Source organism: Pseudomonas sp. NY15181 (assembly GCF_048068055.1).
In the GTDB taxonomy this organism is placed as follows: Bacteria; Pseudomonadota; Gammaproteobacteria; order Pseudomonadales; family Pseudomonadaceae; genus Pseudomonas.
Genome location: NZ_JBLUPT010000002.1, coordinates 213,839 through 237,660, shown reverse-complemented (window position 1 = coordinate 237,660; position 23,822 = coordinate 213,839). Strand labels below are relative to the sequence as shown.

Here is a 23,822-nt window from a genome sequence, read left to right as displayed (position 1 = left end):
AGCGCTTGAAGCGATCGCGCCGTTTTTGTTTTCAGCGACTCTCCAGCAGCTCGATCTCGAATACCAAGGGTGCATAGGGCGGAATCAGGTCACCCGCTCCATCCGCGCCATACCCCTGCGCCGAAGGCACCACCACTCTCCAGCGAGCGCCCACAGGCATCGCCTGCAACGCCGTGCGCCAACCGGGTATGACCGCGTCGAGACGGAACCATTGCGGTGAGCTGCTGGCATCGAACGGACTGCCGTCGGCCAGGCTGCCGGTGTAGTTAACCCGTGCCTCGCGCAACTGCGGATTGCTGTTGCCACGCCCTGCCTTCAACTCGCTGACCAGCACGCCGCCGGGCAATTCGCGCACGCCGTAACGGGCCTTTTCATTGACGAGAAAGCGCTTCTCCGCGGCCTTCGCGGAGTCGCTGGAGTCGGTGGGTGCAGGAGGGCTTTGCTGTTGCTGATCATGGCTGCTCAGCACCGTCGCCATGCGCTCGGTCGGCAGTGCCAGCGGCTCGCCGCGATAGCTCTGGCGCAGGCCTTCCAGCAGGTCGCCGATGGCGATGCCGGGGACTTCCTGGTGCAGTCGTTCGCCCAGTTGCACGCCCAGGCTGTAGGCCAATTCATCCTTGGGTGGGGCGGCGCTGACCATCAGGGGGGCGACCAGCAAGCAGAGCGGAGCAAGTCGAAGCATGGGTTCTCTCGGCTGTGAAATCCGCTGGAGATTATGCCGGGCGCGGCCTCTAGCTCAATCAGGACAGTGGCGAGCGGCTTCCGACGGGGCTAGTATGGGCGCAACCACGTCCGCCAGGAGGCACGTCATGTCGGCCAACAAGAAACCAGTCACTACTCCTTTGCACCTGTTGCAGCAGTTGTCCCACAGCCTGATCGATCACCTCGAAGATGCCTGCAAGCAGGCCCTCGTCGACGCCGAAAAGCTCCTCGCCAAGCTCGAGAAACAACGCGGCAAGGCACAAGAGAAGCTGCACAACGCACGCACCAAACTGCAGGACGCCACCAAAGCTGGCAAAGCCAAGGCCCAGGCCAAGGCGAAGTCCGCCATCGCAGAGCTGGACGAAGCGCTGGACACTCTGAAGACCCGTCAGACCGAAACCCGTGCCTACATCGCCAACCTCAAGCGCGATGTACAGGAGAGCCTGAAGCTCGCGCAGGGCGTGGCCAAGGTGAAGGAAGCCGCAGGCAAGTCCCTGGCCGGCCGCAAGCCGGTCGTCGCTGCCAAGCCGGTTGCCAAAGCTGTTGCGGCCAAGCCGGTTGCTAAAGCTGCCGCTGCCAAACCTGCCGCCAAGCCGGCTGCAAAAGCTGCCGCTGCCAAACCTGCCGCAGCCAAGCCTGCCGCGAAGCCGGCTGCCAAAGCTGCCGCAGCCAAGCCTGCCGCGAAGCCGGCTGCCAAAGCTGCCGCAGCCAAGCCTGCCGCGAAGCCGGCTGCCAAAGCTGCCGCTGCGAAGCCTGCCGCGAAGCCGGCTGCCAAAGCTGCCGCTGCGAAGCCTGCCGCGAAGCCGGCTGCCAAAGCTGCTGCTGCGAAACCTGCCGCCAAGCCGGCTGCCAAAGCCGCCGCTGCGAAGCCTGCTGCTAAAGCTTCTGCCGCGAAGCCCGCCGCCAAACCGGCTGCCAAGCCCGCTGCTGCGAAGCCCGCCGCCAAGCCGGCTGTCAAAGCTGCCGCTGCGAAGCCGGCCGCCAAGCCTGCTGCTGCGAAGCCTGCCGCCAAACCGGCAGCCAAGCCTGCTGCCGCGAAGCCTGCCGCCAAACCGGCTGCCAAGCCTGTTGCCGCCAAGCCTGCCGCTCCGGTAGCGCCTGCCGCACCGGCTGCTCAGCCGACTGCACCGGCCGCTGCTCCGGCTGCCAGCGCCACTCCGGCACCGGCCGCTCCGGCCAGCAGCACCTCCTCCAGCGCGTCCTAAGGCTCAGGAGAGGCTCGCCGCGATGCGCAGGGTTTCCCGCGCATCGCGGCGCAAGCTGTCAGCACCTCCCGCCGCTGCATCCAGCCAGCGCGACAAGTCTTCCGCTTCACCCCGTGGCCAATCCTTCGCCACGTCTTCCAGCCTCTCCAGCAGCACCTTTTCCGCCTCCAGCTCAAGCTGCTTGAGCCGTTCGCGCAACGGCGCCAGGGCCGCATCCTGCCTGGCCGGTTCGCGCCAGCGCTGACGCAGCGAACGCAGCGGCACTATCACCTCTTCACGCCAGTCCCGCGCGGCGCTTTCCAGCACGCTCATCCGCGCCGGTTCAAAGGCCACGCCCGCATCTCCCAGCCAGGCCGAAGCGAGCAGCAGGCAGACATCCACACCGCTTTCCTGCAACGACAGGCAGGCCGGCTCAACCCCAGGGCGGGCGTAGAGTTTCAGCGCATACGACCAGACATCATCAGACATAGACCACCCACAGCGATTGCCAGGCGAAGCTGATAAACTCCGCCGCCATGATTCGACTACAAAATCTTACGCTACAGCGTGGCCCCCAGCGCTTGCTGGAAGGTGCCGAACTCACCCTGCACGCCGGACAGAAAGTCGGCCTGATCGGCCCCAACGGCGCCGGCAAGTCGAGCCTGTTCGCCCTGCTGCGCGGCCAGCTCGGCCAGGACTCCGGCGACTGCTACCTGCCGGCGGACTGGCGCATTGCGCACATGCGTCAGGAGGTCGACACCCTCGACCGCCTCGCCGTCGACTACGTGCTCGACGGCGACGTGCACCTGCGCAAGATCCAGGCGGACCTCGCCGCGGCCGAACAGGCCCACGACGGCACCGCCCTGGCGCGCCTGCACAGCGAGCTGGACAGTGCCGACGGCTACACCGCCGACGCCCGCGCGCGCAAGCTGCTGGCGGGCCTGGGTTTCACATCCGAGCAGATGGATCGCCGCGTCGGCGACTTCTCCGGTGGCTGGCGGATGCGCCTGAACCTGGCGCAGGCACTGATGTGCCCGTCCGAACTGCTGCTGCTCGACGAACCCACCAACCACCTCGACCTCGACGCCATCCTCTGGCTGGAAGAGTGGCTCAAGGGCTACCCGGGCACACTGCTGCTGATCTCCCACGACCGCGACTTCCTCGACGCCGTGGTGGACAACATCGCCCACCTGGAGCAGCGCAAGCTGACCTTGTACCGCGGCGGCTACTCGGCCTTCGAGCGCACCCGCGCCGAACGTCTCGCCCAGCAGCAACAGGCGTACGAGAAGCAGCAGGCGCAACGCGCGCACATGGAAAAGTACATCGCCCGCTTCCGCGCCCAGGCCACCAAGGCCCGCCAGGCGCAGAGCCGGATCAAGGCGCTGGAGCGCCTGGAAGAGCTGGCGCCGGCCCACGTCGATTCGCCGTTCGACTTCAGCTTCCGCGAGTCGGACAAGATTTCCAGCCCGCTGCTCAATCTCTCCGAAGCCCGCCTGGGCTACGGCGACAAGACCGTGCTGGAGAAGGTCAAGCTGCAGCTGGTGCCCGGTGCGCGCATCGGCCTGCTCGGCCCCAACGGTGCGGGCAAGTCGACCCTGATCAAGACCCTGTCCGGCGACCTGTCGCTGCTGGCGGGTGAGCTCGGTCGCGGCGAGAACCTCGCCATCGGCTACTTCGCCCAGCACCAGCTCGACTCGCTCGACCCCAAGGCCAGCCCGCTGCTGCACCTGGCGCGCATCGCTCCGGCCGAACGCGAGCAGACCCTGCGCGACTTCCTCGGTGGCTTCGACTTCCGTGGCGACCGCTGCGACGAGCCGGTGCTGAACTTCTCCGGTGGCGAGAAGGCGCGCCTGGCCCTGGCGCTGATCGCCTGGCAGAAGCCCAACCTGCTGCTGCTCGACGAGCCGACCAACCACCTCGACCTGGAAATGCGCCTGGCGCTGACCCTGGCGCTGCAGGAATTCTCCGGCGCCGTGGTGGTGGTGTCCCACGATCGTCACCTGCTCAAGAGCACCACCGACGAGTTCCTGCTGGTGGCCGACGGGCGCATCCGCGAGTTCGACGGCGACCTCGACGACTACGCCCGCTGGCTGGTGGACTTCCGTGCCCGCCAGGCGCCGTCCGCGCCCGCCGCACCGGCCGGCGACAAGACCGACAAGCGCGCCCAGCGCCAGGCTGCTGCGGCACTTCGTCAGCAACTGGCGCCGCACAAGCGCGAGGCGGAAAAGCTGGAAAAGGAGCTGGGCAAGGTCCACGAACAGCTCGCCGAGATCGAGGAGCGTCTGGGCGACAGCGCACTCTACGAGGCGGCGCGCAAGGACGAGCTGCGTGATCTGCTGGCCCGCCAGTCCACACTCAAGGCCCGCGAAAGCGAGCTGGAAGAGGCCTGGCTGATGGCGCTGGAAACCCTCGAAGAGCTGCAGCGCCAGCTCGAGGCCAGCGAGTAATGAATGGGCTGGCCTGCTGCACTGCGGCAGGCGCCCGACCTGTTCTTCCAGACATCCACCCGCCGCTGGCGCGGGCCGAATCTTCCCACCACCCTCTGACGGACGTCCCCCACTATGGAATGGCTCACTAGCCCCGAGATCTGGGTTGCCTTTCTGACCCTGACCGCCCTGGAAATCGTGCTGGGCATCGACAACATCATCTTCATCTCGATCCTGGTCAGCCGCCTGCCGGTCGCCCAGCAACCCAAGGCGCGCTTCTTCGGCCTGGCGCTGGCGATGGGCACCCGTATCCTGCTGCTGCTGTCGATCACCTGGGTGATGCGCCTGACCGACGACCTGTTCACGGTGTTCGGCCAGGGCATTTCCGGGCGCGACCTGATCCTGTTCTTCGGCGGCCTGTTCCTTCTGTTCAAGAGCACCATGGAAATCTTCCACAGCCTGGAAGGCGCGGAGGAGGGCGGGCAGCAGGGCGGCAAGGCGCGCGGCTTCATGGGCATCATCATCCAGATCGCGATCATCGACATCGTGTTCTCCCTGGATTCGGTGATCACTGCCGTCGGCCTGGTGCAGCACGTACCGGTGATGATCGCCGCCATCGTCATCTCGGTCGGCGTGATGATGCTCTCGGCCGGCACCATCAGCGCCTTCATCGACAAGCATCCGTCGCTGAAGATGCTGGCGCTGTCCTTCCTGATCGTGGTCGGCACCGTGCTGATTGCCGAGGCCTTCGAGATCCACGTGCCCAAGGGCTACGTGTACTTCGCCATGGCCTTCTCGCTGGCGGTGGAGGCGATCAACATCCGCCTGCGCGGCGCCATGGCGCGCAAGCGCGGCGAAGAACCGGTGAAGCTGCGCAAGGACATGCCGAGCTGATCGCTCAGCGTTGATGACAAAGCCCGGCCTTGCGCCGGGCTTTTTTATTGCTCTTCGTAGAGCGAGCTTGCTCGCGAACATGGCTTCCCGGCTGGCGGTTCGCGAGCATGCTCGCTCCTACAGGAAAGCCTCAGTGTGAGCTTCGTCGGTAACGCTGGGCGAGGCGGAGCGACTGAGGCACACTGACTGCCCGTAACAAATTATTGCGCTCGCTCGGGCGCCATGAGGTTCGAGATGCTCGCCAGTACCTGGTTCGCCTTCTTCATCGCCTGCTGGGTGATCAGCCTGTCGCCCGGTGCCGGGGCCATAGCTTCGATGTCCTGCGGCCTGCAGTACGGCTTCTGGCGTGGTTACTGGAACGCCCTGGGGCTGCAGATCGGACTGGCCTTGCAGATCGCCGTGGTCGCCGCCGGCGTCGGCGCCCTGCTGTCCGCCTCCGCGGTCGCCTTCAGCGCGATCAAGTGGTTCGGCGTGGTCTACCTGGTCTACCTCGCCTACCGCCAGTGGACCTCGCCGCCGCAGGCGATGGACGCGGGCGGCGAGCGCCCCACCGGACGGCCGCTCTCCCTGGTGCTGCGCGGTTTCCTGGTCAACGCCAGCAACCCCAAGGCGGTGATCTTCATGCTCGCGGTGCTACCGCAGTTCGTCGATCCGCACCGGCCGATGGCGATCCAGTACCTGATCATGGGCGTGACCATGATCACCGTCGACCTGATCGTCATGGCCGGTTACACCGGTCTGGCCGCCCGCGTACTGCGTGCCTTGCGTTCGCCGCGTCAGCAGAAAGTGATGAATCGTACCTTCGCAACTCTTTTCGTGGGCGCCGCCACGCTGCTCGCCACCATCCGCCGCGCCCCGGCCTGAGGGCGTTTGCGCCGCGCCCGGAGCGTCGTCGCAGACGCTTCGGGCGCGGTGTTGCGGGACATTGTCCTTGCATCGACGGAAACCTGAGGTGACAATTTAACCTCATTCATTCTCATTTAGCTTCCGCTATGCATCCCTCCAAACTTCTCGTGTGGCTGTTGCCGCTGGTCGGCCTGTTCAGCCTTGGAGCTCACGCCGACACGGCTGTCGACCCTTCGCAGGCCCTTCACCTGCTCAGCTATCTCGCCGCCGACTACCCGGCGACCGTCGCCGACGGCCAGGTCGTCGACACCAGCGAATACAAGGAGCAGCTGGAGTTCGTCGGCAATCTCCATGCGCTGATCCTGACCCTGCCGGCCCGCCCTGAGCGCGCCGATCTGGAGAAGGCAGCCGATGCCCTCAAGCAGGCCATCGAGCAACGCCGGCCCGGCGCCCAGGTCGCCCAGCAGGCGCGCCATCTGGAGGCACGCGTCGCGGATGTCTACCAGGTGGTGCAGACCCCGGCGATCACCCCCGATCCGTCCCGCGCCGCCGAGATCTACGCCCAGCAGTGCTCGATCTGCCACGGCGACACCGGCAAGGGCGACGGCCCGGCGGGCATCGGCCTGGAGCCGCCGCCGGCCAACCTGACCGACCGCGCGCGCCTGGACCACCTGAGCCTGTACGACCTGCACAATGTCATTGGCCTGGGTGTCGCCGGCACTGACATGCCGGCCTTTGCCGATCAGCTCGACGAGCGTCAGCGCTGGGACCTCGCGGCCTATGTCGCGGGCCTGAGCGCCGGCCAGGCCAAGGCTGATCCGGCTCACGCCTACCCGCTGCCGACCCTCTCCACCCAGACCCCAGTGGAAGTCGCCGAGCGTGATGGCGAGGCGCAGGCCGAAAGCTTCCGCGCCCTGCGCGCCCACCCGCCGCTGGAGCACCGTGGCCCGGCGCAGCAGATCGACTACACCAGCGCGACCCTGGACAAGAGCTTTGCCGTGTACCGCGCTGGCGACCGCGACCAGGCCTATGACCTGTCCGTGGCGGCCTACCTGGAAGGCTTCGAGCTGGTGGAAAGCTCGCTGGACAACGTCGACGCCGACCTGCGCAAGGCCACCGAGAAGCAGCTGATGGCCTACCGTCAGGCCTTGCGCGACGGCCAGCCGGAAGCCGAGGTGGCCCAGCAGCTGGAGCTGGCCAAGGCCAAGCTGGCCGCCGCCGCCAAGGCCCTGAGCGGCGACTCGCTGAGCTTCTCCATCAGCTTCGTGTCGGCCCTGCTGATCCTCCTGCGCGAAGGCGTGGAAGCGATCCTGGTGCTGGCCGCCATCCTCGCCTTCCTGCGCAACACCGGGCAGGAGAAGGCCGTGCGCGGTGTCCACGTCGGCTGGGGCCTGGCCTTCGTCGCCGGCTTCGCCACCTGGGCGGTGGCCGCCTACGTGATCGACATCGGCGGCGCCCAACGCGAGCTGATGGAAGGCTTCACCTCGCTGTTCGCCTGCGTGATGGTGCTCTGGCTCGGCGTGTGGATGCACGATCGTCGCCACGCCGCCGCCTGGCAGGACTACATCCGCAGCAGCCTGGTCGGCGGCGGTGGCCGCTTCGGCTTCGCCGTGCTGGCGTTCTTCTCGGTATACCGCGAGCTGTTCGAGGTCATCCTGTTCTACGAGACCCTCTGGCTGCAGGCCGGCCCGGCTGGCCACAATGCGGTGATCGCCGGTGCGGCCACCGCCGTGGTGGTCCTGATCGGCATTGCCTGGGTGATCCTGCGCGGTTCGGCCAGGCTGCCGCTGAAGCTGTTCTTTACCGCCAACGCCGCGCTGCTCTGCGCCCTGTCGGTGGTCTTCGCCGGCCACGGCGTGATCGCCCTGCAGGAAGCCGGGGTGATCGGCACCCGTCCGGTGCCGTTCTTCGACTTTGACTGGCTCGGCATCAAGGCCGATGCCTACTCGCTGTCGGCCCAGACCGTGGCGCTGCTGGCGGTGGCCGTGTTCTACGGCCGCAGCTACCTCGCCGAACGCCGCAAGGCGGAGAGCATCGTCTCCTCCTGAGGCGACAGCTGACCCGGTTCACGACGGCCAGTGCGATACTGGCCGTCGTGCTTTTCGAAGGAAGGTTTTCCCTGATGCGTATCTGGATCGATGCCGACGCCTGCCCGCGCGCGGCCAAGGACCTGGTGGCGAAATTCGCCCTCAAGCGCAAGCTGGAGGTGGTGATGGTCGCCGGCCAGCCCGTGGCCAAGCCGCCGTTCGCCTGCGTCAGCCTGGTGGTGGTGCCCAGCGGGATGGACGCCGCCGACGACTACCTGGTGGAGCAGGCCGAGCCGGGCGACCTGGTGATCTGCAGCGACGTGCCGCTGGCCGACCGGCTGGTGAAGAAGGGCGTCGACGCGCTCGACCCGCGTGGTCGCGAGTTCGACGAGAAGAACATGGGTGAGCGCCTGGCGGTGCGCAACCTGTTCACCGACCTGCGCGAGCAGGGGCAGGTGGGAGGAGGGCAGGCGCCTTATGGTGATAAGGACCGGCAGGCCTTCGCCAACGGTCTGGACCGGCTACTGACGCGCCTGATGCGCGAGGCGGAGAGTCGCAAGGCCTGAAATGAGAACGCCCGGCGATGCCGGGCGTTTTTGTTTGCAGCGGGCCTTTTGTAGGAGCGGACCTTGTCCGCGAAGACATCCGGCGCGATTCGGACACTTCGCGGACAAGGTCCGCTCCTACGAGATCAAAGGCGCCTCAGCTCTCGGAAGCTCAATTCACGCCAGCTCCAGCACCCGGTCGACCGCCTTGTTGATGCCCGAAGCGGCTTCGGCGATGGACTGCGCCAGCATGTAGGCCGGGGTGGTGACCAGTTTGTGGGCCTTGTCTTCGACGATGTCTTCCACGGCGCAATCGATGTGCTTGGCGCCCATTCTGGTCAGCGCCTGCGCGGTGCCTTCGTCGTTGCCGATGGTGCATTCCACGCCCGCGCCGTAGATGCGCGCGGCCATGGCCGGGGCGATGCAGATCAGGCCGACCGGCTTCTTCGCCGCGGCGAAGGCCTTGGCCAGGGCCAGCACGTCCGGCTGGACCTCGCACTGGTCGCCCTGGAAGGCAAAGTTGCTGAGGTTCTTCGCGGCGCCGAAGCCGCCGGGGACGAGCAGCGCGTCGAAGTCTTCGACCCTGGCTTCGCGAACGTCCTTCACCTCGCCACGGGCAATGCGCGCGGATTCCACCAGTACGTTGCGGCTCTCGGCCATTTCTTCGCCGGTCAGGTGGTTGAGCACGTGGTGCTGGGCGATGTTCGGGGCGAAGCACTGCACCTTCGCGCCGCGCTGGGAAAGGCGCAGCAGGGTGATCACGCTTTCGTGGATCTCAGCGCCGTCGTAGACGCCACAGCCGGAGAGGATGACGGCAACTTTCTTGTGCATGGACTGCTCCTGTTCGAGGGTGCCGGGCGTGTCGCGATATGCCGCCCGGGTTGTCGCCGGCGGTCGGGGCCGGCGATGGGCTAGGGGCTAGGATCAATCATCAGGGCGCGTTGGCCCTGAGGCCTTCCCATAAGCATAACGACTCGGCCGAGCCATGAACTACATCCTCTTCGCCGTACCCTTCTTTTTCCTCCTGATCGCGGTCGAGCTGCTCGCGGACCGCTGGCGGGGCGTCAGCACCTATCGCCTGAGCGATGCGCTGAACAGCCTCAGCGCAGGCGTCCTGTCCACCACCAGCGGACTGCTGACCAAGGGCCTTGCGCTGGTCACCTACACCTTCGCCTGGCAGCACCTGGCGCTGTTCGAACTGTCGGCGCGGAGCCTCTGGGTGTGGGTGTTCGCCTTCGTCTTCTACGACTTCTGCTACTACTGGAACCACCGGCTGGGCCACGAGCGCAATGTGCTCTGGGCGGCGCATTCGGTGCACCACCAGAGCGAGGACTACAACCTCTCCACGGCGCTGCGGCAGACCAGCACCGGCTTCATCTTCGGCTGGATCTTCTATCTGCCGATGGCGGTGGCCGGCGTGCCGCCGCTGGTGTTCCTCACCGTCGGCGCGCTGAACCTGCTGTACCAGTTCTGGGTGCACACCCGGCACATTCCCAAGCTCGGCGTCTTCGAGTGGGTCTTCATCACCCCGTCCAACCACCGCGTGCACCACGCACAGAACCCGGTGTACATGGATCGCAACTACGGCGGGGTGTTCATCCTCTGGGATCGCCTGTTCGGCACCTTCCAGGAGGAGCTGGACGAGGAGCCGGTGGTATTTGGCGTGACCATGCCGCTGGCCAGTTGGAACCCGCTGTGGGCCAACCTGCAGGTCTACGCGCACCTGTGGAACGACGCGCGTCGCGCTGCCAGTTGGTGGGACAAGCTGCGCATCTGGTTCATGCGTACCGGCTGGCGTCCGGAGGATGTCGCCCGGCGCTACCCCATGGCCAAGCCGGACCTGGCAGCCTTCCGCAAGTTCGAGGTGCCGCTCACGTGCGGCCGAAAGGGCTACGCCGGCCTCCAGTTCGCGACCTATGTGGCGATCGGCACCTGGCTGCTGGGTGTGGGGGAGGGCTGGCGGGTGCTGCCGCAGGTGATCGGGCTGGCCTGGATGGCGTTCGGGCTGTATGCCATCGGCGCCTGGCTGGAAAACCGCGCCTGGGCTCTGAAGCTGGAGGTGCTGCGCCTGGCGCTCAACGTGCCGGCGGTGGCGGCGCTGGTCCTGTGGGGCGGTATCGAATTGCCGCAGTGGGCGCCCTGGGCGCTGGCGGTCTACACGTTGGGGAGCCTGATCGGACTGCTGGGCCTGCGGCGCGCCGAACGGCTGCCCCAGGCCGCCTGAGGGCTCAGGTCTTGCTGGCGTTCTTGAAGCGGCGGTGCAGCCAGAGCAGCAGGCCGACGACGATCAGGCCGCCAAGCACCATCAGTTCGTACTTCTTGATGTTGCCCAGCACGCCCTCGAGCACGCTGCCGAAGTAGTAGGCCGCCGAGCCCAGCACGGTGGCCCAGACGATGGCGCCGATGCCGTTGAGCAGCAGGTAGCGCGCCGGCGGATAGCCGGACAGGCCGATGGCCACCGGCATCACGGTGCGCAGGCCGTAGACGAAGCGGAAGCTCAGAACCCACAAGTCCGGGCGGCGGCGCACGTGTTCCAGCGCCTTGTCGCCCATCTGCTGCCAGCGCGGCTTTCGCGCGAGCAGCTTGCGGCCATGGCGGCGGCCGAGGAAGTACCACAGCTGGTCGCCGGCGTAGCTGCCCAGGAAGGCCACGGCGATTACGTATTCCAGCTGCATATAGCCGCGAAACGCCAGGAACCCGGCCAGAACCAGAATGGTCTCGCCCTCGAAGAAGGTGCCGAGGAACAGGGCGATATAGCCGAAATCCTGCAGGAATTGTTGGAGCATTATCGAGGCAACGCAGCGAAATGAACGCGAAGCCTAACCCGGTTGTCGCTCCGGGGGAAGGCGTGCCAGTCGTCACCCCTGACCTGGAGCAACTCCCCTCGCCCGCCAGCCGGTGCGGCAGGATGCCGCGACCAAGGGTCACTGTTACCGCTTGTTACCAATCGGTCATAATTCACGGCTATAACTGTCACACTGTGCCTGTCTGTCCAGGCCCTGGAGTACGCCGTGAGCTTCATTCCTGCCGATCGTGCCTTCCCCTTCACCCGCCTGCGCCGCAATCGCCGTGACGACTTTTCCCGTCGTCTGGTGCGCGAGAACGTGCTGACCACCAACGACCTGATCCTTCCGGTGTTCGTCCTCGACGGCAAGAACCAGCGTGAGGCGGTGGCCTCGATGCCGGGCGTGGAGCGCCTGTCCATCGACCTGCTGCTCAAGGAAGCCGAGGAGCTGGTGGAGCTGGGTATCCCGGCCGTGGCGCTGTTCCCGGTGACCCCGACGGAGAAGAAGTCCCTCGACGGCGCCGAAGCCTTCAACCCCGACGGCATCGCCCAGCGCGCCACCCGCGCCCTGCGCGAGCGCTTCCCGGAGCTGGGGATCATCACCGACGTCGCCCTGGACCCCTTCACCAGCCACGGCCAGGACGGCATCCTCGATGAGGACGGCTATGTACTGAACGACGTGTCCGTCGACGTGCTGGTCAAGCAGGCGCTGTCCCATGCCGAAGCCGGCGCCCAGGTGGTCGCTCCGTCGGACATGATGGACGGCCGCATCGGCGCCATCCGTGAAGCCCTGGAGTCGACCGGTCACATCAACACGCGCATCATGGCCTACTCGGCCAAGTACGCCAGTGCCTACTACGGCCCGTTCCGCGACGCGGTCGGCTCGGCCGCCAACCTCGGCAAGGGCAACAAGGCCACGTACCAGATGGACCCGGCCAACGGCGACGAAGCGCTGCACGAGATCTACGCGGACCTCGCCGAAGGCGCCGACATGATCATGGTCAAACCGGGCATGCCCTATCTCGATATCGTTCGACGGGCGAAGGACGAATTCCGCGCGCCGACCTTTGTCTACCAGGTCAGTGGCGAGTATGCGATGCACATGGCCGCCATCCAGAACGGCTGGCTCAGCGAAGCGGTCATCCTGGAATCGCTGCTGGCCTTCAAACGCGCCGGCGCAGATGGCATCCTGACCTACTTCGCCAAACGTGCTGCAGAACAATTGAAAAAGGGGGGCTGACCCCCGTCGATGAGACTTGCGATGAATACCGAAGGCCTTAGCGAAACCGAACTCCTCGAAGCTGAAACCACCGAAGTCGTCGTGGCAGAGACCACCGAGGCGACGCCTCCGCCGCCGGAGGTGACCGTTCCTGCGGTCAACGTGGACGACAGTGCCCTCTACATTCATCGCGAGCTCTCGCAGCTGCAGTTCAACATCCGCGTGCTGGAGCAGGCGCTGGATGAGTCCTACCCGCTGCTGGAACGCCTGAAGTTCCTGCTGATCTTCTCCAGCAACCTCGACGAGTTCTTCGAGATCCGCGTCGCCGGCCTGAAGAAGCAGATCACCTTCGCCCGCGAACAGGCCGGCGCCGACGGTCTGCTGCCGCACCAGGCGCTGGCGCGCATCAGCGAGCAGGTGCACGAGCAGGTCGCCCGCCAGTACAGCATCCTCAACGACATCCTGTTGCCGGAGCTGGCCAAGCACGACATCCGCTTCATCCGCCGTCGCTACTGGACGCCGAAGATCAAGGCCTGGGTCCGTCGCTTCTTCCGCGACGAGATCGCGCCGATCGTCACCCCCATCGGCCTCGACCCGACCCACCCGTTCCCGCTGCTGGTGAACAAGAGCCTGAACTTCATGGTCGAGCTCGAAGGCCTGGACGCCTTCGGCCGCGACTCCGGCCTTGCGATCATCCCGGCGCCGCGCTCGCTGCCGCGGATCATCCGCCTGCCGGAAGACGTCGCCGGCCCGGGCGACAACTACGTGTTCCTGTCGTCGATGATCCATGCCCATGCCGACGACCTGTTCCATGGCATGAAGGTGAAGGGCTGCTACCAGTTCCGCCTGACCCGCAACGCCGACCTCTCGGTGGACGCCGAGGACGTCGAGGACCTGGCCCGCGCGCTGCGCGGCGAACTGTTCTCGCGCCGCTACGGCGACGCCGTGCGCCTGGAGGTGGTGGACACCTGCCCGACGCACCTGTCCAACTACCTGCTCAAGCAGTTCGGCCTGTCCGAGACCGAGCTGTACCGCGTCAGCGGTCCGGTCAACCTGACCCGCCTGTTCAGCGTCACGGGGCTGGCCAGCCATCCGGAGCTGCAGTACCCGCCGTTCACCCCGGCGATCCCGAAGCTGCTGCAGAAGAAGGAAAACCTGTTCAACGTCCTGGGCAAGCTCGACGTGCTGCTGATGCACCCGTTCGAGTCCTTCACCCCGGTGATCGACCTGCTGCGCCAGGCCGCCAAGGACCCCAGCGTGCTGGCGATCAAGCAGACGCTGTATCGTTCCGGCGCCAACTCCGAGATCGTCGACGCGCTGGTGGAAGCCGCGCGCAACGGAAAGGAAGTCACCGTGGTGATCGAGCTGCGGGCGCGCTTCGATGAAGAATCCAACCTGCAGCTGGCCAGCCGCCTGCAGCAGGCCGGCGCCGTGGTGATCTACGGCGTGGTCGGCTTCAAGACCCACGCCAAGATGATGCTGATCCTGCGTCGCGAGGACGGCGAGCTGCGCCGCTACGCGCACCTGGGTACCGGCAACTACCACGCCGGCAACGCCCGCCTGTACACCGACTACAGCCTGCTGACCGCCGACGTGGCGCTCTGCGAGGACCTGCACAAGCTGTTCAACCAGTTGATCGGCATGGGCAAGACCCTGCGCATGAAGAAGCTCCTGCACGCGCCCTTCACCCTGAAGAAGAACCTGCTGGAGATGATCAACCGCGAGGCCGCCCAGGCCGCCGAGGGCAAGCCGGCGCAGATCATGGCCAAGGTCAACTCGCTGACCGACCCGAAGGTCATCCGCGCGCTGTACAAGGCCAGCCAGGCCGGCGTGAAGATCGACCTCGTGGTGCGCGGCATGTGCTGCCTGCGTCCGGGCGTGCCGGGCGTGTCGCACAACATCCAGGTGCGCTCGATCATCGGCCGCTTCCTGGAGCACAGCCGGATCTACTACTTCCTCAACGGTGGCGACGAGAAGCTCTACCTCTCTAGCGCCGACTGGATGGAACGCAACCTCGACATGCGCGTGGAGACCTGCTTCCCGGTGGAAGGCAAGAAGCTGGTGCAGCGCGTGAAGAAGGAGCTGGAGTCGTACCTGGCCGACAACACCCAGGCCTGGGTGCTGCAGGCCGACGGCAGCTACGTGCGCCAGAGCCCCAGCGGCAACCAGAACGCCCGCAACTCCCAGGCGATACTGCTCGATCGCCTGTGCACGCCGGTGATCAGCTCGCGCTGATCCGACGCTTGCCCCATGAAAAAGCCCTGCCTCGGCAGGGCTTTTTCATGTGCGTTTGTAGGACTGAGGGGGGCGCCCAGTCCTTGCTCGTCAATTGCGCAGCACCAATGTACCCGGTGAGACGTTTTTCGTAGGAGCGAGCTTGCTCGCGAATCGCCCAGCATCGACGTGCCCGGTAACTCGGGTTTGCGAGCAAGCTCGCTCCTGCAGTGAATCGCCCTCGCGGAAACGAAAAGGCCCCGGTGCTTGCGCGCCGGGGCCTTTCTGTACCGCGATACCGATCAGCTCACGCTGAGCGAGTATCCCACGCGCATGAGCCAGCCGGCTTCCTGCTCGAAGTCCGCCTGGGTCAGCGGGTTGGCGGCCAACCAGCCTTCCGGGAAACGCACGCTCAGGGACTTGGAGGAAGCCTTGAGGGTCACCGCCGGCATCTGCTGGGTGCCACGAATGTGATGGAAGAGGATGGCGAAGCGCAGCACGATGCACAGGCGGATCAGCTTGTCGCCTTCGTCGCCCAGTTCGTTGAACTTGTCCGCCGGGATATTGCGGCGGTGGCCGCGCACCAGCAGCGCCAGGGTCAGCTGGTCGATGCGGGAGAAACCGGCGAGGTCCGAGTGCTCCAGCAGGTAGGCGCCGTGCTTGTGGTAGTGGTAGTGGGCGATGTCCAGGCCCAGCTCGTGCACGCGGGCGGCCCACATCAGCAGTTCGCGGTGGCCGTCGTCGTTCAGGTCCCAGGCATCGGCGACCTGGTCCAGGGACTCCAGCGCCTTGGCCTCGACACGCGCGGCCTGTTCCGGGTCGACGTGGTAGCGCTCCATCAGTGCACCAATGGTGCGCTCGCGGACGTCCTCATGGTGGTGGCGGCCGAGCAGGTCGTAGAGCACGCCTTCGCGCAGGGCGCCTTCGGAGTGGGTCATGCGGGTCAGTTCGAGGGCGTCGAACAGCGCCTCGAGGATCGCCATGCCCGCCGGGAAGATCGGCCGGCGGTCGGGCTTGATGCCGTCGATGTCGAGCTTCTCGACCTCGCCTGCCTTGAACATCTTGCGCTTGAGCCAGGCCAGGCCCTCGGGGTTGACCTCGCCGTTGCCGTGGCCGCCGGCCTGGATCGCCAGGCAGATGGCGCGGATGGTGCCGGAGGCGCCCACCGCCTCGTCCCAGCCCAGGCGGCGCAGGCTGTTCTCGATGCTCATCAGTTCCAGTCGCGCCGAGGTGTAGGCCTGGGCGTAGCGCGCCGGGGTGATCTTGCCGTCCTTGAAGTAACGCTGGGTGAAGCTCACGCAGCCCATCTGCAGGCTCTCGCGCAGCTGCGATTCGAACTGCTGGCCGATGATGAATTCGGTGCTGCCGCCGCCGATGTCCACCACCAGGCGCTTGCCGGGGGTGTCCTGCAGGGTGTGGGACACGCCCAGGTAGATCAGGCGCGCTTCTTCACGGCCGGAGATGACTTCCACCGGGTGGCCGAGGATCTGGTCGGCGACGCGGATGAAGTCGGCGCGGTTGCGCGCCTCGCGCAGGGCGTTGGTGCCCACCACGCGTACCGAACCCGGCGGCATGCCGCTGATGAACTGGGCGAACTGCTTCAGGCAATCGAAGCCGCGCTGCATCGATTCTTCGGTGAGCATGCGGTCTTCGCCGATGCCGGCGGCCAGCTGGACCTTCTCGCCAAGCCGCTCAAGGATGCGGATCTCGCCGTGATCGGCCTTCGCCAAAACCATGTGGAAGCTGTTCGAGCCGAGGTCGATGGCCGCGATCAAGGGGAAGGTCTTGGCTGGGGTATGGGGCATGTTTGAAGGTCCGGACAAATACAGGAGACATCCTGCCATTTTAGGCCGGGAGTGCCAATGAAGAGGGTGTCACCGATCAGCAAATGCCGCAGCAGCGATAGATAGACTCAATCAGCTGTGCCTTTCGGTGCGGGCCGAGGCGGGATATGATGACGGACACTTTTTCGCATCCGATTGACGGAGAGAATACATGAGCGAACATATCGTCAATGTTACCGATGCCAGCTTCGAGCAGGACGTACTGAAGTCCGACGGTCCCGTGCTGGTCGACTACTGGGCCGAATGGTGCGGCCCGTGCAAGATGATCGCCCCGGTACTCGACGAGATCGCCAAGGACTATCAGGGCAAGCTGAAAGTCTGCAAGCTGAACATCGACGAGAACCAGGACACCCCGCCGAAGTACGGCGTGCGCGGTATCCCGACCCTGATGCTGTTCAAGGGCGGCAACGTCGAAGCGACCAAGGTCGGCGCACTGTCCAAGTCCCAGCTGGCAGCCTTCCTCGACAGCAACATCTGAGTCGAAGCCTGCGTAAAAAGCCCCGCAAATCAGCGGGGCTTTTTTCTTTTCGGCGTTATTTTCCCCTAGACGCTCCGAAACCCGGGTGTTAAATTCGGGCCACAACGAGTTTTCGTTGTTCCCTGCAAGCCGTCGCCGACGCACTTCCTATTCGAATTCCAAGCGATCCTGTCCGTCATCTGCGGCACGGCTCTTCAAGCATCACGCTTGTTCCCTTTTCCCCTTTCAGCGTATTTACGTCCCCTTCTATGAATCTGACCGAACTCAAGCAAAAGCCGATTGCCGAATTGCTGGAAATGTCCGATGCCATGGGCCTGGAAAACATGGCTCGTTCGCGCAAGCAGGACATCATCTTCGCGCTGCTGAAGAAGCACGCGAAGAGCGGTGAGGAAATCTCCGGCGACGGCGTGCTGGAGATTCTCCAGGACGGCTTCGGCTTCCTGCGCTCCGCCGATTCCTCGTACCTGGCCGGCCCCGACGACATCTACGTCTCGCCCAGCCAGATCCGGCGCTTCAACCTGCGCACGGGCGACACCATCATCGGCAAGATTCGTCCGCCGAAGGAAGGCGAGCGTTACTTCGCGCTGCTCAAGGTCGACACGATCAACTTCGATCGCCCGGAAAACGCGAAGAACAAGATCCTGTTCGAGAACCTGACCCCGCTGTTCCCGACCAAGCGCCTGACCATGGAAGCCGGCAACGGCTCCACCGAGGACCTCACCGGCCGGGTGATCGACCTCTGCGCCCCGATCGGCAAGGGCCAGCGCGGCCTGATCGTCGCACCGCCGAAAGCCGGTAAGACCATCATGCTGCAGAACATCGCGGCGAACATCACCCGCAACAACCCCGAGTGCCACCTGATCGTCCTGCTGATCGACGAGCGCCCGGAAGAAGTGACCGAGATGCAGCGCACCGTGCGCGGCGAAGTGGTCGCCTCCACCTTCGACGAACCGCCGACCCGCCACGTGCAGGTCGCCGAGATGGTGATCGAGAAGGCCAAGCGCCTGGTCGAGCACAAGAAGGACGTGATCATCCTGCTCGACTCCATCACCCGCCTGGCGCGTGCCTACAACACCGTGATCCCGAGCTCCGGCAAGGTGCTCACCGGTGGTGTCGACGCCCACGCCCTGGAGAAGCCCAAACGCTTCTTCGGCGCCGCGCGCAACATCGAGGAAGGCGGTTCGCTGACCATCCTCGCCACCGCGCTGATCGAAACCGGCTCGAAGATGGACGAAGTGATCTACGAGGAATTCAAGGGCACCGGTAACTCGGAACTCATCCTCGACCGTCGCATCTCCGAGAAGCGCGTGTTCCCGGCGATCAACATCAATCGCTCCGGCACCCGTCGCGAAGAGCTGCTCACCGGTGAGGAAGAGCTGCAGCGCATGTGGATCCTGCGCAAGATCCTGCACCCGATGGACGAGATCGCCGCGGTCGAATTCCTGCTCGACAAGCTCAAGCAGACCAAGACTAACGACGAGTTCTTCGACTCGATGAAGCGCAGCAAGTAAGAGTCGCCGGCAAATCTGTTCTGGCGTTGTTGCCTGGCCTCGCCGTACGAGAAGTACTGTCTTCGGCCAGGCGCCTAGCCAGAACCGCTTCGCTCAGATTTGCCAGCGCCTCTACGCGCGTTAGTAATGCCACAAGGCCGGGGAAACCCGGCCTTCGTGTTTCTGCGAGGCGTTGTTAGCGGCTAAACTGTCGCATCTTCACCTTCGCATCGAGACCCTCATGCAGTATCGCGACCTGCGCGAGTTCATCGCCGCCCTGGAGCAGCGTGGACAGCTCAAGCGCATCCAGGCGCCGGTTTCCCCTGTGCTGGAAATGACCGAGGTGTGCGACCGCACCCTGCGCGCCAAGGGCCCGGCCCTGCTGTTCGAAAAACCCACCGGCTATGACATCCCCGTGCTCGGCAACCTGTTCGGCACGCCCGAGCGCGTGGCCCTGGGCATGGGCGCCGAGGACGTCTCCGAGTTGCGCGAGATCGGCAAGCTGCTGGCCTTCCTCAAGGAGCCCGAGCCGCCCAAGGGGCTGAAGGACGCCTGGTCGAAGCTGCCGATCTTCAAGAAGGTCATCAGCATGGCGCCCAAGGTCCTCAAGGACGCGCCGTGCCAGGAAGTGATCGAGGAGGGCGACGACGTCGACCTGTCGAAGCTGCCGGTGCAGACCTGCTGGCCCGGCGACGTCGCGCCGCTGATCACCTGGGGCCTGACCGTCACCCGCGGGCCGAACAAGGAAAGGCAGAACCTCGGCATCTACCGCCAGCAGGTGATCGGCCGCAATAAGGTGATCATGCGCTGGCTCAGCCACCGTGGCGGCGCGCTGGACTATCGCGAGTGGTGCCAGAAGCACCCGGGCAAACCCTACCCGGTCGCCGTGGCCCTGGGCGCGGACCCGGCGACCATCCTCGGCGCCGTCACCCCGGTGCCGGACACACTCTCCGAATATGCCTTCGCCGGCCTGCTGCGCGGGCATAAGACCGAACTGGTGAAGTGCGTCGGCAGCGACCTGCAGGTGCCGGCCAGCGCCGAGATCGTCCTCGAAGGGGTGATCCATCCCGGCGAGGTGGCCGATGAAGGCCCCTACGGCGACCACACCGGCTACTACAACGAGGTGGACCGCTTCCCGGTGTTCACCGTCGAGCGCATCACCCGCCGGCAGAAACCGATCTACCACAGCACCTACACCGGCCGCCCGCCGGATGAGCCGGCGATCCTCGGCGTTGCGCTGAACGAAGTCTTCGTGCCGATCCTGCAAAAGCAGTTCCCGGAGATCACCGACTTCTACCTGCCGCCCGAAGGTTGCTCCTACCGCATGGCGGTGGTGACCATGAAGAAGCAGTACCCCGGCCACGCCAAGCGCGTAATGCTAGGCGTGTGGTCGTTCCTGCGACAGTTCATGTACACCAAGTTCGTCATAGTCACGGACGATGACATCAATGCCCGCGACTGGAACGACGTGATCTGGGCGATCACCACGCGCATGGACCCCAAGCGCGACACGGTGATGATCGACAACACGCCGATCGATTACCTGGACTTCGCCTCGCCGATCTCGGGCCTCGGCTCGAAGATGGGCCTGGACGCCACCCACAAGTGGCCGGGCGAGACCAGCCGCGAGTGGGGCAGGGTGATCGAGAAGGACCCGGCGGTGACCCGCCGTGTCGATGAAATCTGGGCGAGCCTGGGCATCGATTGATGTCCGGAGTGGCCTGTAGGAGCGAGCTTGCTCGCGAACATGGCTTCGCAGTGGGGCTCGGTTCGCGAGCAAGCTCGCTCCTACAAGAACAAAACAACGAGAACAACGCTTGAAAGTGACCTTGCAACCCTCCGGCGCCCAGCTCGAGCTGAAACCCGGCGAACGTATCCTCGATGGCGCGCGGCGCCTGGGCTACGAATGCCCGCAGAGCTGCCGCAACGGCAACTGCCACATCTGCGCGGCGCTGCTGGTGGAGGGGCGCGTGCGCCAGGACGGCGAAGTGCGCGACCAGGGCGAACTCTTCACCTGCCTGGCCGAGCCGCTGGAAGACTGCGTGCTGCATTGGGACGGCGTGCTGGCTCCCGGCGAACTGCCGTTGCGCAAACTGTCCTGCCAACTGACCTTATGCGAGCCGGTGGGCGGCGATGTCTGGCGCGTGCGCCTGCGCGCGCCGGCCGGCAAGCCGCCGCGCTACCACGCGGGGCAGTACCTGCTGATCGAGCGCGATGGCAGCGATCCGGCCGCCTTCTCCATGGCCTCCGCGCCGCAGGAAGGACGTGACCTGGAGCTGCACATCCTGGCCCGGGAGAACAGCGCCATCGACCTGCTGGCGCAACTCCAGCGCGACCGTTTCGCCCGCGTGCAGATGCCGTTCGGCGACGCGCACCTGGCAGACCTGCCGGACGGCCCGCTGGTGCTGATCGCCGCCGGCACCGGCATGGCGCAGATGCACAGCCTGATCGAATACTGCCGCGCCGCCGGCTTTGCCCACCCGGTACACCTGTACTGGGGCGTGCGCCGCCCGGAAGACTTCTACGAGCTGCCGCACTGGGACCAGTGGCAAGGCGTGCCCAATCTGCACCTGCACAAGATCGTCAGTGATATGTGCGGCTGGGTGGGGCGCTGCGGCTTGCTGCATGAGGCGGTGTGCGAAGACTTTGCCGACCTCTCGGGTTTGCGCGTCTACGCCAGCGGCTCGCCGGCGATGGTCTACGGCACCCTGGATGCGCTGGTGGCGGCGGGCATGGACCCGCATCAAATGCGCGCGGATGTTTTCGCTTACGCGCCACGCGGCTGATTCGCCCGGCTTTTTGTAGGAGCGAGCTTGCTCGCGAACGATGTTCCCTGCAGCGTCGGAGCTGGCGGGTTCGCGAGCAAGCTCGCTCCTACAGGGTTACGCCGCAGCCGGGATTCTGGCCCTCAGCCATGCGGAGACCCGGTGGAAAACTCCTCCTGCAACGCCGCACGAATCCACTCCTCGAACCACGCCACGTCGGCGCTGACCGGCCCCGGCGGTAGCAACAGCTGGTAGCTCTCCAGCGGCACTTCCTCGGCCAGCGGTCGCACCAGGGTGCCGGCGGCCAGCTGGTGCTTGACCAGCACCAGGTTGGCCAGGGCGATGCCGTGTCCGGCCTCGGCCATCGACAGGGCGTGGTCGTTGCTGACGTAGAGCACCTCCGGGCTCACCCGCAGGTCCAGGCCGATGGTGGACAGCCAGAGGTTCCACCATTCGCCGTCGTCCACATGGATTAGATCGTGCTGCGCCAGATCGCGCGCGCTGGTCAGCGGGCCGTGCTCGGCCAGGTAGGACGGCGAGCAGACCGGAAACACCGCCGGACGGATCAGCGTCGCATGGCATTGCGGGTAGATCCCCGGCAGGCCGTAGACGATGCCCAGGTCCGCGCTCTTGCCGTCCACCTCGGTGAAGGTGGGGTTGGGCTCCACCGCCACCTTCAGGCCCGGGCGCTGCTGGCGCAGGGTTTCCAGGCGCGACATCAGCCAGCGCTTGGTGAAGGCCGGCACCGCCATGATCTTCAACCAGCGCGCCGAGCCGCCGGGGGCCAGCTCGTGGCCGGCATCGGCGATCTGCTGCAGGGCTGTGGATATCTTCGCGTAGTAGCGCTGTCCGGCGGGCGTGAGGCTGACCCCGCGCGGGGTGCGCTCGAACAGCTGCACGCCCAGCCAGTCCTCCAGCAGCTTCACGTGGCGGCCAATGGCTGGCTGCGTGACGTGCAGGTCCCGGGAGGCCGCGACGTAGCTGCCCAGCCGGGCGGCGGCCTCGAAGGCGCGGACGGCATTGAGCGGCGGAAGGCGCTGGATCGACATGAAAATTGCCTCGGCGGTGAGCTGTTAATTTTTTTAATACCGAATGTAAGAAAATTGAGCTTTTCGCTCAACCACCTTTCTTCGAATATCCGCTCCAGGAGCACCACGATAATTCGAGCCGAACATGCGGCCGGCGCTGGTTCCAGCGTTTCTCTAGTCCTGCCAGAACAACTACAAGATCCCCCGACCGCCAGTGTGCGGCGGACGGGAAGGATGCGGAGGTTTCACCATGAATGCCCTGCACAGCCTGCAGACGGCGGCGGTTTCCATCCGCTCCGTGCGCAAGGTCTACGGCGATCCGGCCAGCGGTCCCGTGGCGCTGAAATGCGTCGACCTGGATATCCGCGACAACGAGTTCTTCACCCTGCTCGGCCCCTCGGGCTGCGGCAAGACCACGCTGCTGCGGATGATCGCCGGCTTCGAATTCCCCACCGCCGGGGAAATCCAGCTGTACGGCGAGAACATCGCCGACCGCCCGCCGTTCGAGCGTCCGGTGAACACTGTGTTCCAGCACTACGCCCTGTTCCCGCACATGACCATCGCCGAGAACCTGGCCTTCGGCCTGGAATCGCACCCGATGGGCAAGCGCATGAGCAAGGCGCAGGTCGCCGAGCGCGTCCGCGAAATGCTCGCCCTGGTGCAGATGGAGCGCTTCGCCCAGCGCAAGCCGACCCAGCTCTCCGGCGGCCAGCAACAGCGCGTCGCCCTGGCCCGCGCCCTGGCGCCGCACCCCAAGGTGCTGCTGCTCGACGAGCCGCTGTCCGCCCTCGACCTCAAGCTGCGCCAGGCCATGCGCGAAGAGCTCAAGGCGATCCAGTCCAAGACTGGCATCACCTTCATCTTCGTCACCCATGACCAGGAAGAAGCCCTGACCATGTCCGACCGCATCGCCGTGCTCTCCGAGGGCGAGGTGCAGCAGGTCGGCTGCCCGGACGAGATCTACGAGCATCCGCGCAACCGCTTCGTCGCCGACTTCATCGGCGAGACCAACTTCCTCCCGGCCCGGGTCGAGAGCATCACCGGTGACTGCGCGCAGTTCCGCATCCCCGGTGGCCAGCTGATCCAGGCGGCAAGCCGCGAGGGGCTCAAGGCCGGCGCCGAGGTCACCCTGTCGATCCGCCCGGAACGCCTGCAACTGGTGGCCGAGGACAACACGTCCGCCACGCCGTGCAGCATCACCCAGCAGATCTACCTGGGCACCGACCTGCAGTACCAGGTCAGCCTCGCCGACGGCACCCGCCTGACGGTCCGTGCGCCCAACAGCGCCGGCCAGCGTCAGCGCCTGGTGGCCGGACAACGCGCCGGGCTGCTGTTCGAAGCCGGCAGCGCCAGCGTCCTGCTGGACTGAGCGGGG

The 23,822-nt window shown here is 65.8% G+C and carries 20 protein-coding genes; 14 read left to right on the top strand and 6 right to left on the bottom strand.

Annotated features, from left to right (window positions below; genetic code table 11):
- Nucleotides 1-31 precede the first annotated feature (31 nt).
- A complete protein-coding gene (locus tag ACNFBT_RS06545; protein WP_416747596.1) occupies nt 32-682 on the bottom strand; it encodes an FKBP-type peptidyl-prolyl cis-trans isomerase in 651 nt (216 codons plus the stop codon).
- Between the two features lie 127 nt (nt 683-809).
- Between ACNFBT_RS06545 and ACNFBT_RS06540 the strand changes: the two genes are divergently transcribed.
- Nucleotides 810-1,907: an AlgP family protein gene (locus ACNFBT_RS06540; protein ID WP_416747594.1), complete on the top strand. Its 1,098-nt coding sequence runs from the start codon at nt 810-812 to the stop codon at nt 1,905-1,907.
- A 3-nt stretch (nt 1,908-1,910) separates the two neighbouring features.
- Here ACNFBT_RS06540 and ACNFBT_RS06535 read toward each other — a convergent pair whose 3' ends face one another.
- The gene (locus ACNFBT_RS06535; RefSeq protein ID WP_416747592.1) at nt 1,911-2,375 is read right to left on the bottom strand and encodes a TIGR02444 family protein; all 465 of its coding nucleotides are present in this window, start codon (nt 2,373-2,375) and stop codon (nt 1,911-1,913) included.
- A gap of 47 nt (nt 2,376-2,422) precedes the next feature.
- Here ACNFBT_RS06535 and ACNFBT_RS06530 point away from each other — a divergent pair, with 47 nt between their 5' ends.
- From ACNFBT_RS06530 to ACNFBT_RS06510, 5 genes are all read left to right on the top strand, one after another.
- On the top strand, nt 2,423-4,333 hold the full coding sequence (locus ACNFBT_RS06530) for an ATP-binding cassette domain-containing protein (RefSeq protein ID WP_416747590.1): 1,911 nt from the start codon (nt 2,423-2,425) through the stop codon (nt 4,331-4,333).
- Between the two features lie 114 nt (nt 4,334-4,447).
- A complete protein-coding gene (locus tag ACNFBT_RS06525; RefSeq protein ID WP_416747588.1) occupies nt 4,448-5,206 on the top strand; it encodes a TerC family protein in 759 nt (252 codons plus the stop codon).
- 234 nt (nt 5,207-5,440) lie between these two features.
- Complete coding sequence (locus tag ACNFBT_RS06520; protein ID WP_416747586.1) at nt 5,441-6,070, top strand: LysE family transporter; 630 nt, start codon at nt 5,441-5,443, stop codon at nt 6,068-6,070.
- A 128-nt stretch (nt 6,071-6,198) separates the two neighbouring features.
- The gene (locus ACNFBT_RS06515; protein WP_416747584.1) at nt 6,199-8,100 is read left to right on the top strand and encodes an FTR1 family protein; all 1,902 of its coding nucleotides are present in this window, start codon (nt 6,199-6,201) and stop codon (nt 8,098-8,100) included.
- 74 nt (nt 8,101-8,174) lie between these two features.
- On the top strand, nt 8,175-8,645 hold the full coding sequence (locus ACNFBT_RS06510; protein ID WP_416747582.1) for a YaiI/YqxD family protein: 471 nt from the start codon (nt 8,175-8,177) through the stop codon (nt 8,643-8,645).
- A 156-nt stretch (nt 8,646-8,801) separates the two neighbouring features.
- On the opposite strand, the gene elbB is transcribed toward ACNFBT_RS06510, so the two are convergent.
- Nucleotides 8,802-9,455, bottom strand: a complete 654-nt coding sequence (gene elbB, locus ACNFBT_RS06505; RefSeq protein WP_416747580.1) for an isoprenoid biosynthesis glyoxalase ElbB — start codon at nt 9,453-9,455, stop codon at nt 8,802-8,804.
- A gap of 154 nt (nt 9,456-9,609) precedes the next feature.
- On the opposite strand from elbB, the gene ACNFBT_RS06500 reads away from it, so the two are divergent.
- A complete protein-coding gene (locus tag ACNFBT_RS06500) occupies nt 9,610-10,848 on the top strand; it encodes a sterol desaturase family protein (RefSeq protein ID WP_416747578.1) in 1,239 nt (412 codons plus the stop codon).
- A 4-nt stretch (nt 10,849-10,852) separates the two neighbouring features.
- On the opposite strand, the gene ACNFBT_RS06495 is transcribed toward ACNFBT_RS06500, so the two are convergent.
- Entirely contained in the window at nt 10,853-11,413 is a 561-nt protein-coding gene (locus ACNFBT_RS06495; RefSeq protein ID WP_416748294.1) for a DedA family protein, read from the bottom strand.
- Between the two features lie 222 nt (nt 11,414-11,635).
- Here ACNFBT_RS06495 and hemB point away from each other — a divergent pair, with 222 nt between their 5' ends.
- Complete coding sequence (hemB, locus tag ACNFBT_RS06490) at nt 11,636-12,649, top strand: porphobilinogen synthase (protein ID WP_416747576.1); 1,014 nt, start codon at nt 11,636-11,638, stop codon at nt 12,647-12,649.
- Between the two features lie 21 nt (nt 12,650-12,670).
- The gene (ppk1, locus tag ACNFBT_RS06485; protein ID WP_416747574.1) at nt 12,671-14,863 is read left to right on the top strand and encodes a polyphosphate kinase 1; all 2,193 of its coding nucleotides are present in this window, start codon (nt 12,671-12,673) and stop codon (nt 14,861-14,863) included.
- A gap of 281 nt (nt 14,864-15,144) precedes the next feature.
- On the opposite strand, the gene ppx is transcribed toward ppk1, so the two are convergent.
- The gene (gene ppx / locus ACNFBT_RS06480) at nt 15,145-16,647 is read right to left on the bottom strand and encodes an exopolyphosphatase (protein WP_416747572.1); all 1,503 of its coding nucleotides are present in this window, start codon (nt 16,645-16,647) and stop codon (nt 15,145-15,147) included.
- A 190-nt stretch (nt 16,648-16,837) separates the two neighbouring features.
- Between ppx and trxA the strand changes: the two genes are divergently transcribed.
- The 4 genes from trxA to ACNFBT_RS06460 all read left to right on the top strand — a co-directional run bounded on the left by trxA (nt 16,838) and on the right by ACNFBT_RS06460 (nt 21,440).
- A complete protein-coding gene (gene trxA, locus ACNFBT_RS06475) occupies nt 16,838-17,164 on the top strand; it encodes a thioredoxin TrxA (protein ID WP_015475045.1) in 327 nt (108 codons plus the stop codon).
- 248 nt (nt 17,165-17,412) lie between these two features.
- Nucleotides 17,413-18,675, top strand: coding sequence for a transcription termination factor Rho (gene rho / locus ACNFBT_RS06470; RefSeq protein ID WP_275609711.1), 1,263 nt, complete (start codon nt 17,413-17,415; stop codon nt 18,673-18,675).
- Between the two features lie 220 nt (nt 18,676-18,895).
- Nucleotides 18,896-20,362 (top strand): 4-hydroxy-3-polyprenylbenzoate decarboxylase, encoded by a 1,467-nt coding sequence (gene ubiD, locus ACNFBT_RS06465; protein ID WP_416747569.1) that lies wholly within the window; start codon nt 18,896-18,898, stop codon nt 20,360-20,362.
- 109 nt (nt 20,363-20,471) lie between these two features.
- A complete protein-coding gene (locus ACNFBT_RS06460) occupies nt 20,472-21,440 on the top strand; it encodes a CDP-6-deoxy-delta-3,4-glucoseen reductase (RefSeq protein WP_416747567.1) in 969 nt (322 codons plus the stop codon).
- Nucleotides 21,441-21,562: 122 nt separating this feature from the next.
- Here ACNFBT_RS06460 and ACNFBT_RS06455 read toward each other — a convergent pair whose 3' ends face one another.
- Nucleotides 21,563-22,468 (bottom strand): LysR substrate-binding domain-containing protein, encoded by a 906-nt coding sequence (locus ACNFBT_RS06455; RefSeq protein ID WP_416747565.1) that lies wholly within the window; start codon nt 22,466-22,468, stop codon nt 21,563-21,565.
- A gap of 229 nt (nt 22,469-22,697) precedes the next feature.
- Between ACNFBT_RS06455 and ACNFBT_RS06450 the strand changes: the two genes are divergently transcribed.
- Nucleotides 22,698-23,816, top strand: a complete 1,119-nt coding sequence (locus ACNFBT_RS06450) for an ABC transporter ATP-binding protein (RefSeq protein WP_416747563.1) — start codon at nt 22,698-22,700, stop codon at nt 23,814-23,816.
- Nucleotides 23,817-23,822: the final 6 nt, after the last annotated feature.

What these genes read in the sequence shown, in the direction of transcription:
- ACNFBT_RS06545 (WP_416747596.1), bottom strand. Translation starts at nt 682, where the DNA reads ATGCTTCGACTTGCTCCGCTCTGCTTGCTGGTCGCCCCCCTGATGGTC.
- ACNFBT_RS06540 (WP_416747594.1), top strand. Translation starts at nt 810, where the DNA reads ATGTCGGCCAACAAGAAACCAGTCACTACTCCTTTGCACCTGTTGCAG.
- ACNFBT_RS06535 (WP_416747592.1), bottom strand. Translation starts at nt 2,375, where the DNA reads ATGTCTGATGATGTCTGGTCGTATGCGCTGAAACTCTACGCCCGCCCT.
- ACNFBT_RS06530 (WP_416747590.1), top strand. Translation starts at nt 2,423, where the DNA reads ATGATTCGACTACAAAATCTTACGCTACAGCGTGGCCCCCAGCGCTTG.
- ACNFBT_RS06525 (WP_416747588.1), top strand. Translation starts at nt 4,448, where the DNA reads ATGGAATGGCTCACTAGCCCCGAGATCTGGGTTGCCTTTCTGACCCTG.
- ACNFBT_RS06520 (WP_416747586.1), top strand. Translation starts at nt 5,441, where the DNA reads ATGCTCGCCAGTACCTGGTTCGCCTTCTTCATCGCCTGCTGGGTGATC.
- ACNFBT_RS06515 (WP_416747584.1), top strand. Translation starts at nt 6,199, where the DNA reads ATGCATCCCTCCAAACTTCTCGTGTGGCTGTTGCCGCTGGTCGGCCTG.
- ACNFBT_RS06510 (WP_416747582.1), top strand. Translation starts at nt 8,175, where the DNA reads ATGCGTATCTGGATCGATGCCGACGCCTGCCCGCGCGCGGCCAAGGAC.
- elbB (WP_416747580.1), bottom strand. Translation starts at nt 9,455, where the DNA reads ATGCACAAGAAAGTTGCCGTCATCCTCTCCGGCTGTGGCGTCTACGAC.
- ACNFBT_RS06500 (WP_416747578.1), top strand. Translation starts at nt 9,610, where the DNA reads ATGAACTACATCCTCTTCGCCGTACCCTTCTTTTTCCTCCTGATCGCG.
- ppk1 (WP_416747574.1), top strand. Translation starts at nt 12,671, where the DNA reads ATGAATACCGAAGGCCTTAGCGAAACCGAACTCCTCGAAGCTGAAACC.
- ppx (WP_416747572.1), bottom strand. Translation starts at nt 16,647, where the DNA reads ATGCCCCATACCCCAGCCAAGACCTTCCCCTTGATCGCGGCCATCGAC.
- trxA (WP_015475045.1), top strand. Translation starts at nt 16,838, where the DNA reads ATGAGCGAACATATCGTCAATGTTACCGATGCCAGCTTCGAGCAGGAC.
- rho (WP_275609711.1), top strand. Translation starts at nt 17,413, where the DNA reads ATGAATCTGACCGAACTCAAGCAAAAGCCGATTGCCGAATTGCTGGAA.
- ubiD (WP_416747569.1), top strand. Translation starts at nt 18,896, where the DNA reads ATGCAGTATCGCGACCTGCGCGAGTTCATCGCCGCCCTGGAGCAGCGT.
- ACNFBT_RS06455 (WP_416747565.1), bottom strand. Translation starts at nt 22,468, where the DNA reads ATGTCGATCCAGCGCCTTCCGCCGCTCAATGCCGTCCGCGCCTTCGAG.
- ACNFBT_RS06450 (WP_416747563.1), top strand. Translation starts at nt 22,698, where the DNA reads ATGAATGCCCTGCACAGCCTGCAGACGGCGGCGGTTTCCATCCGCTCC.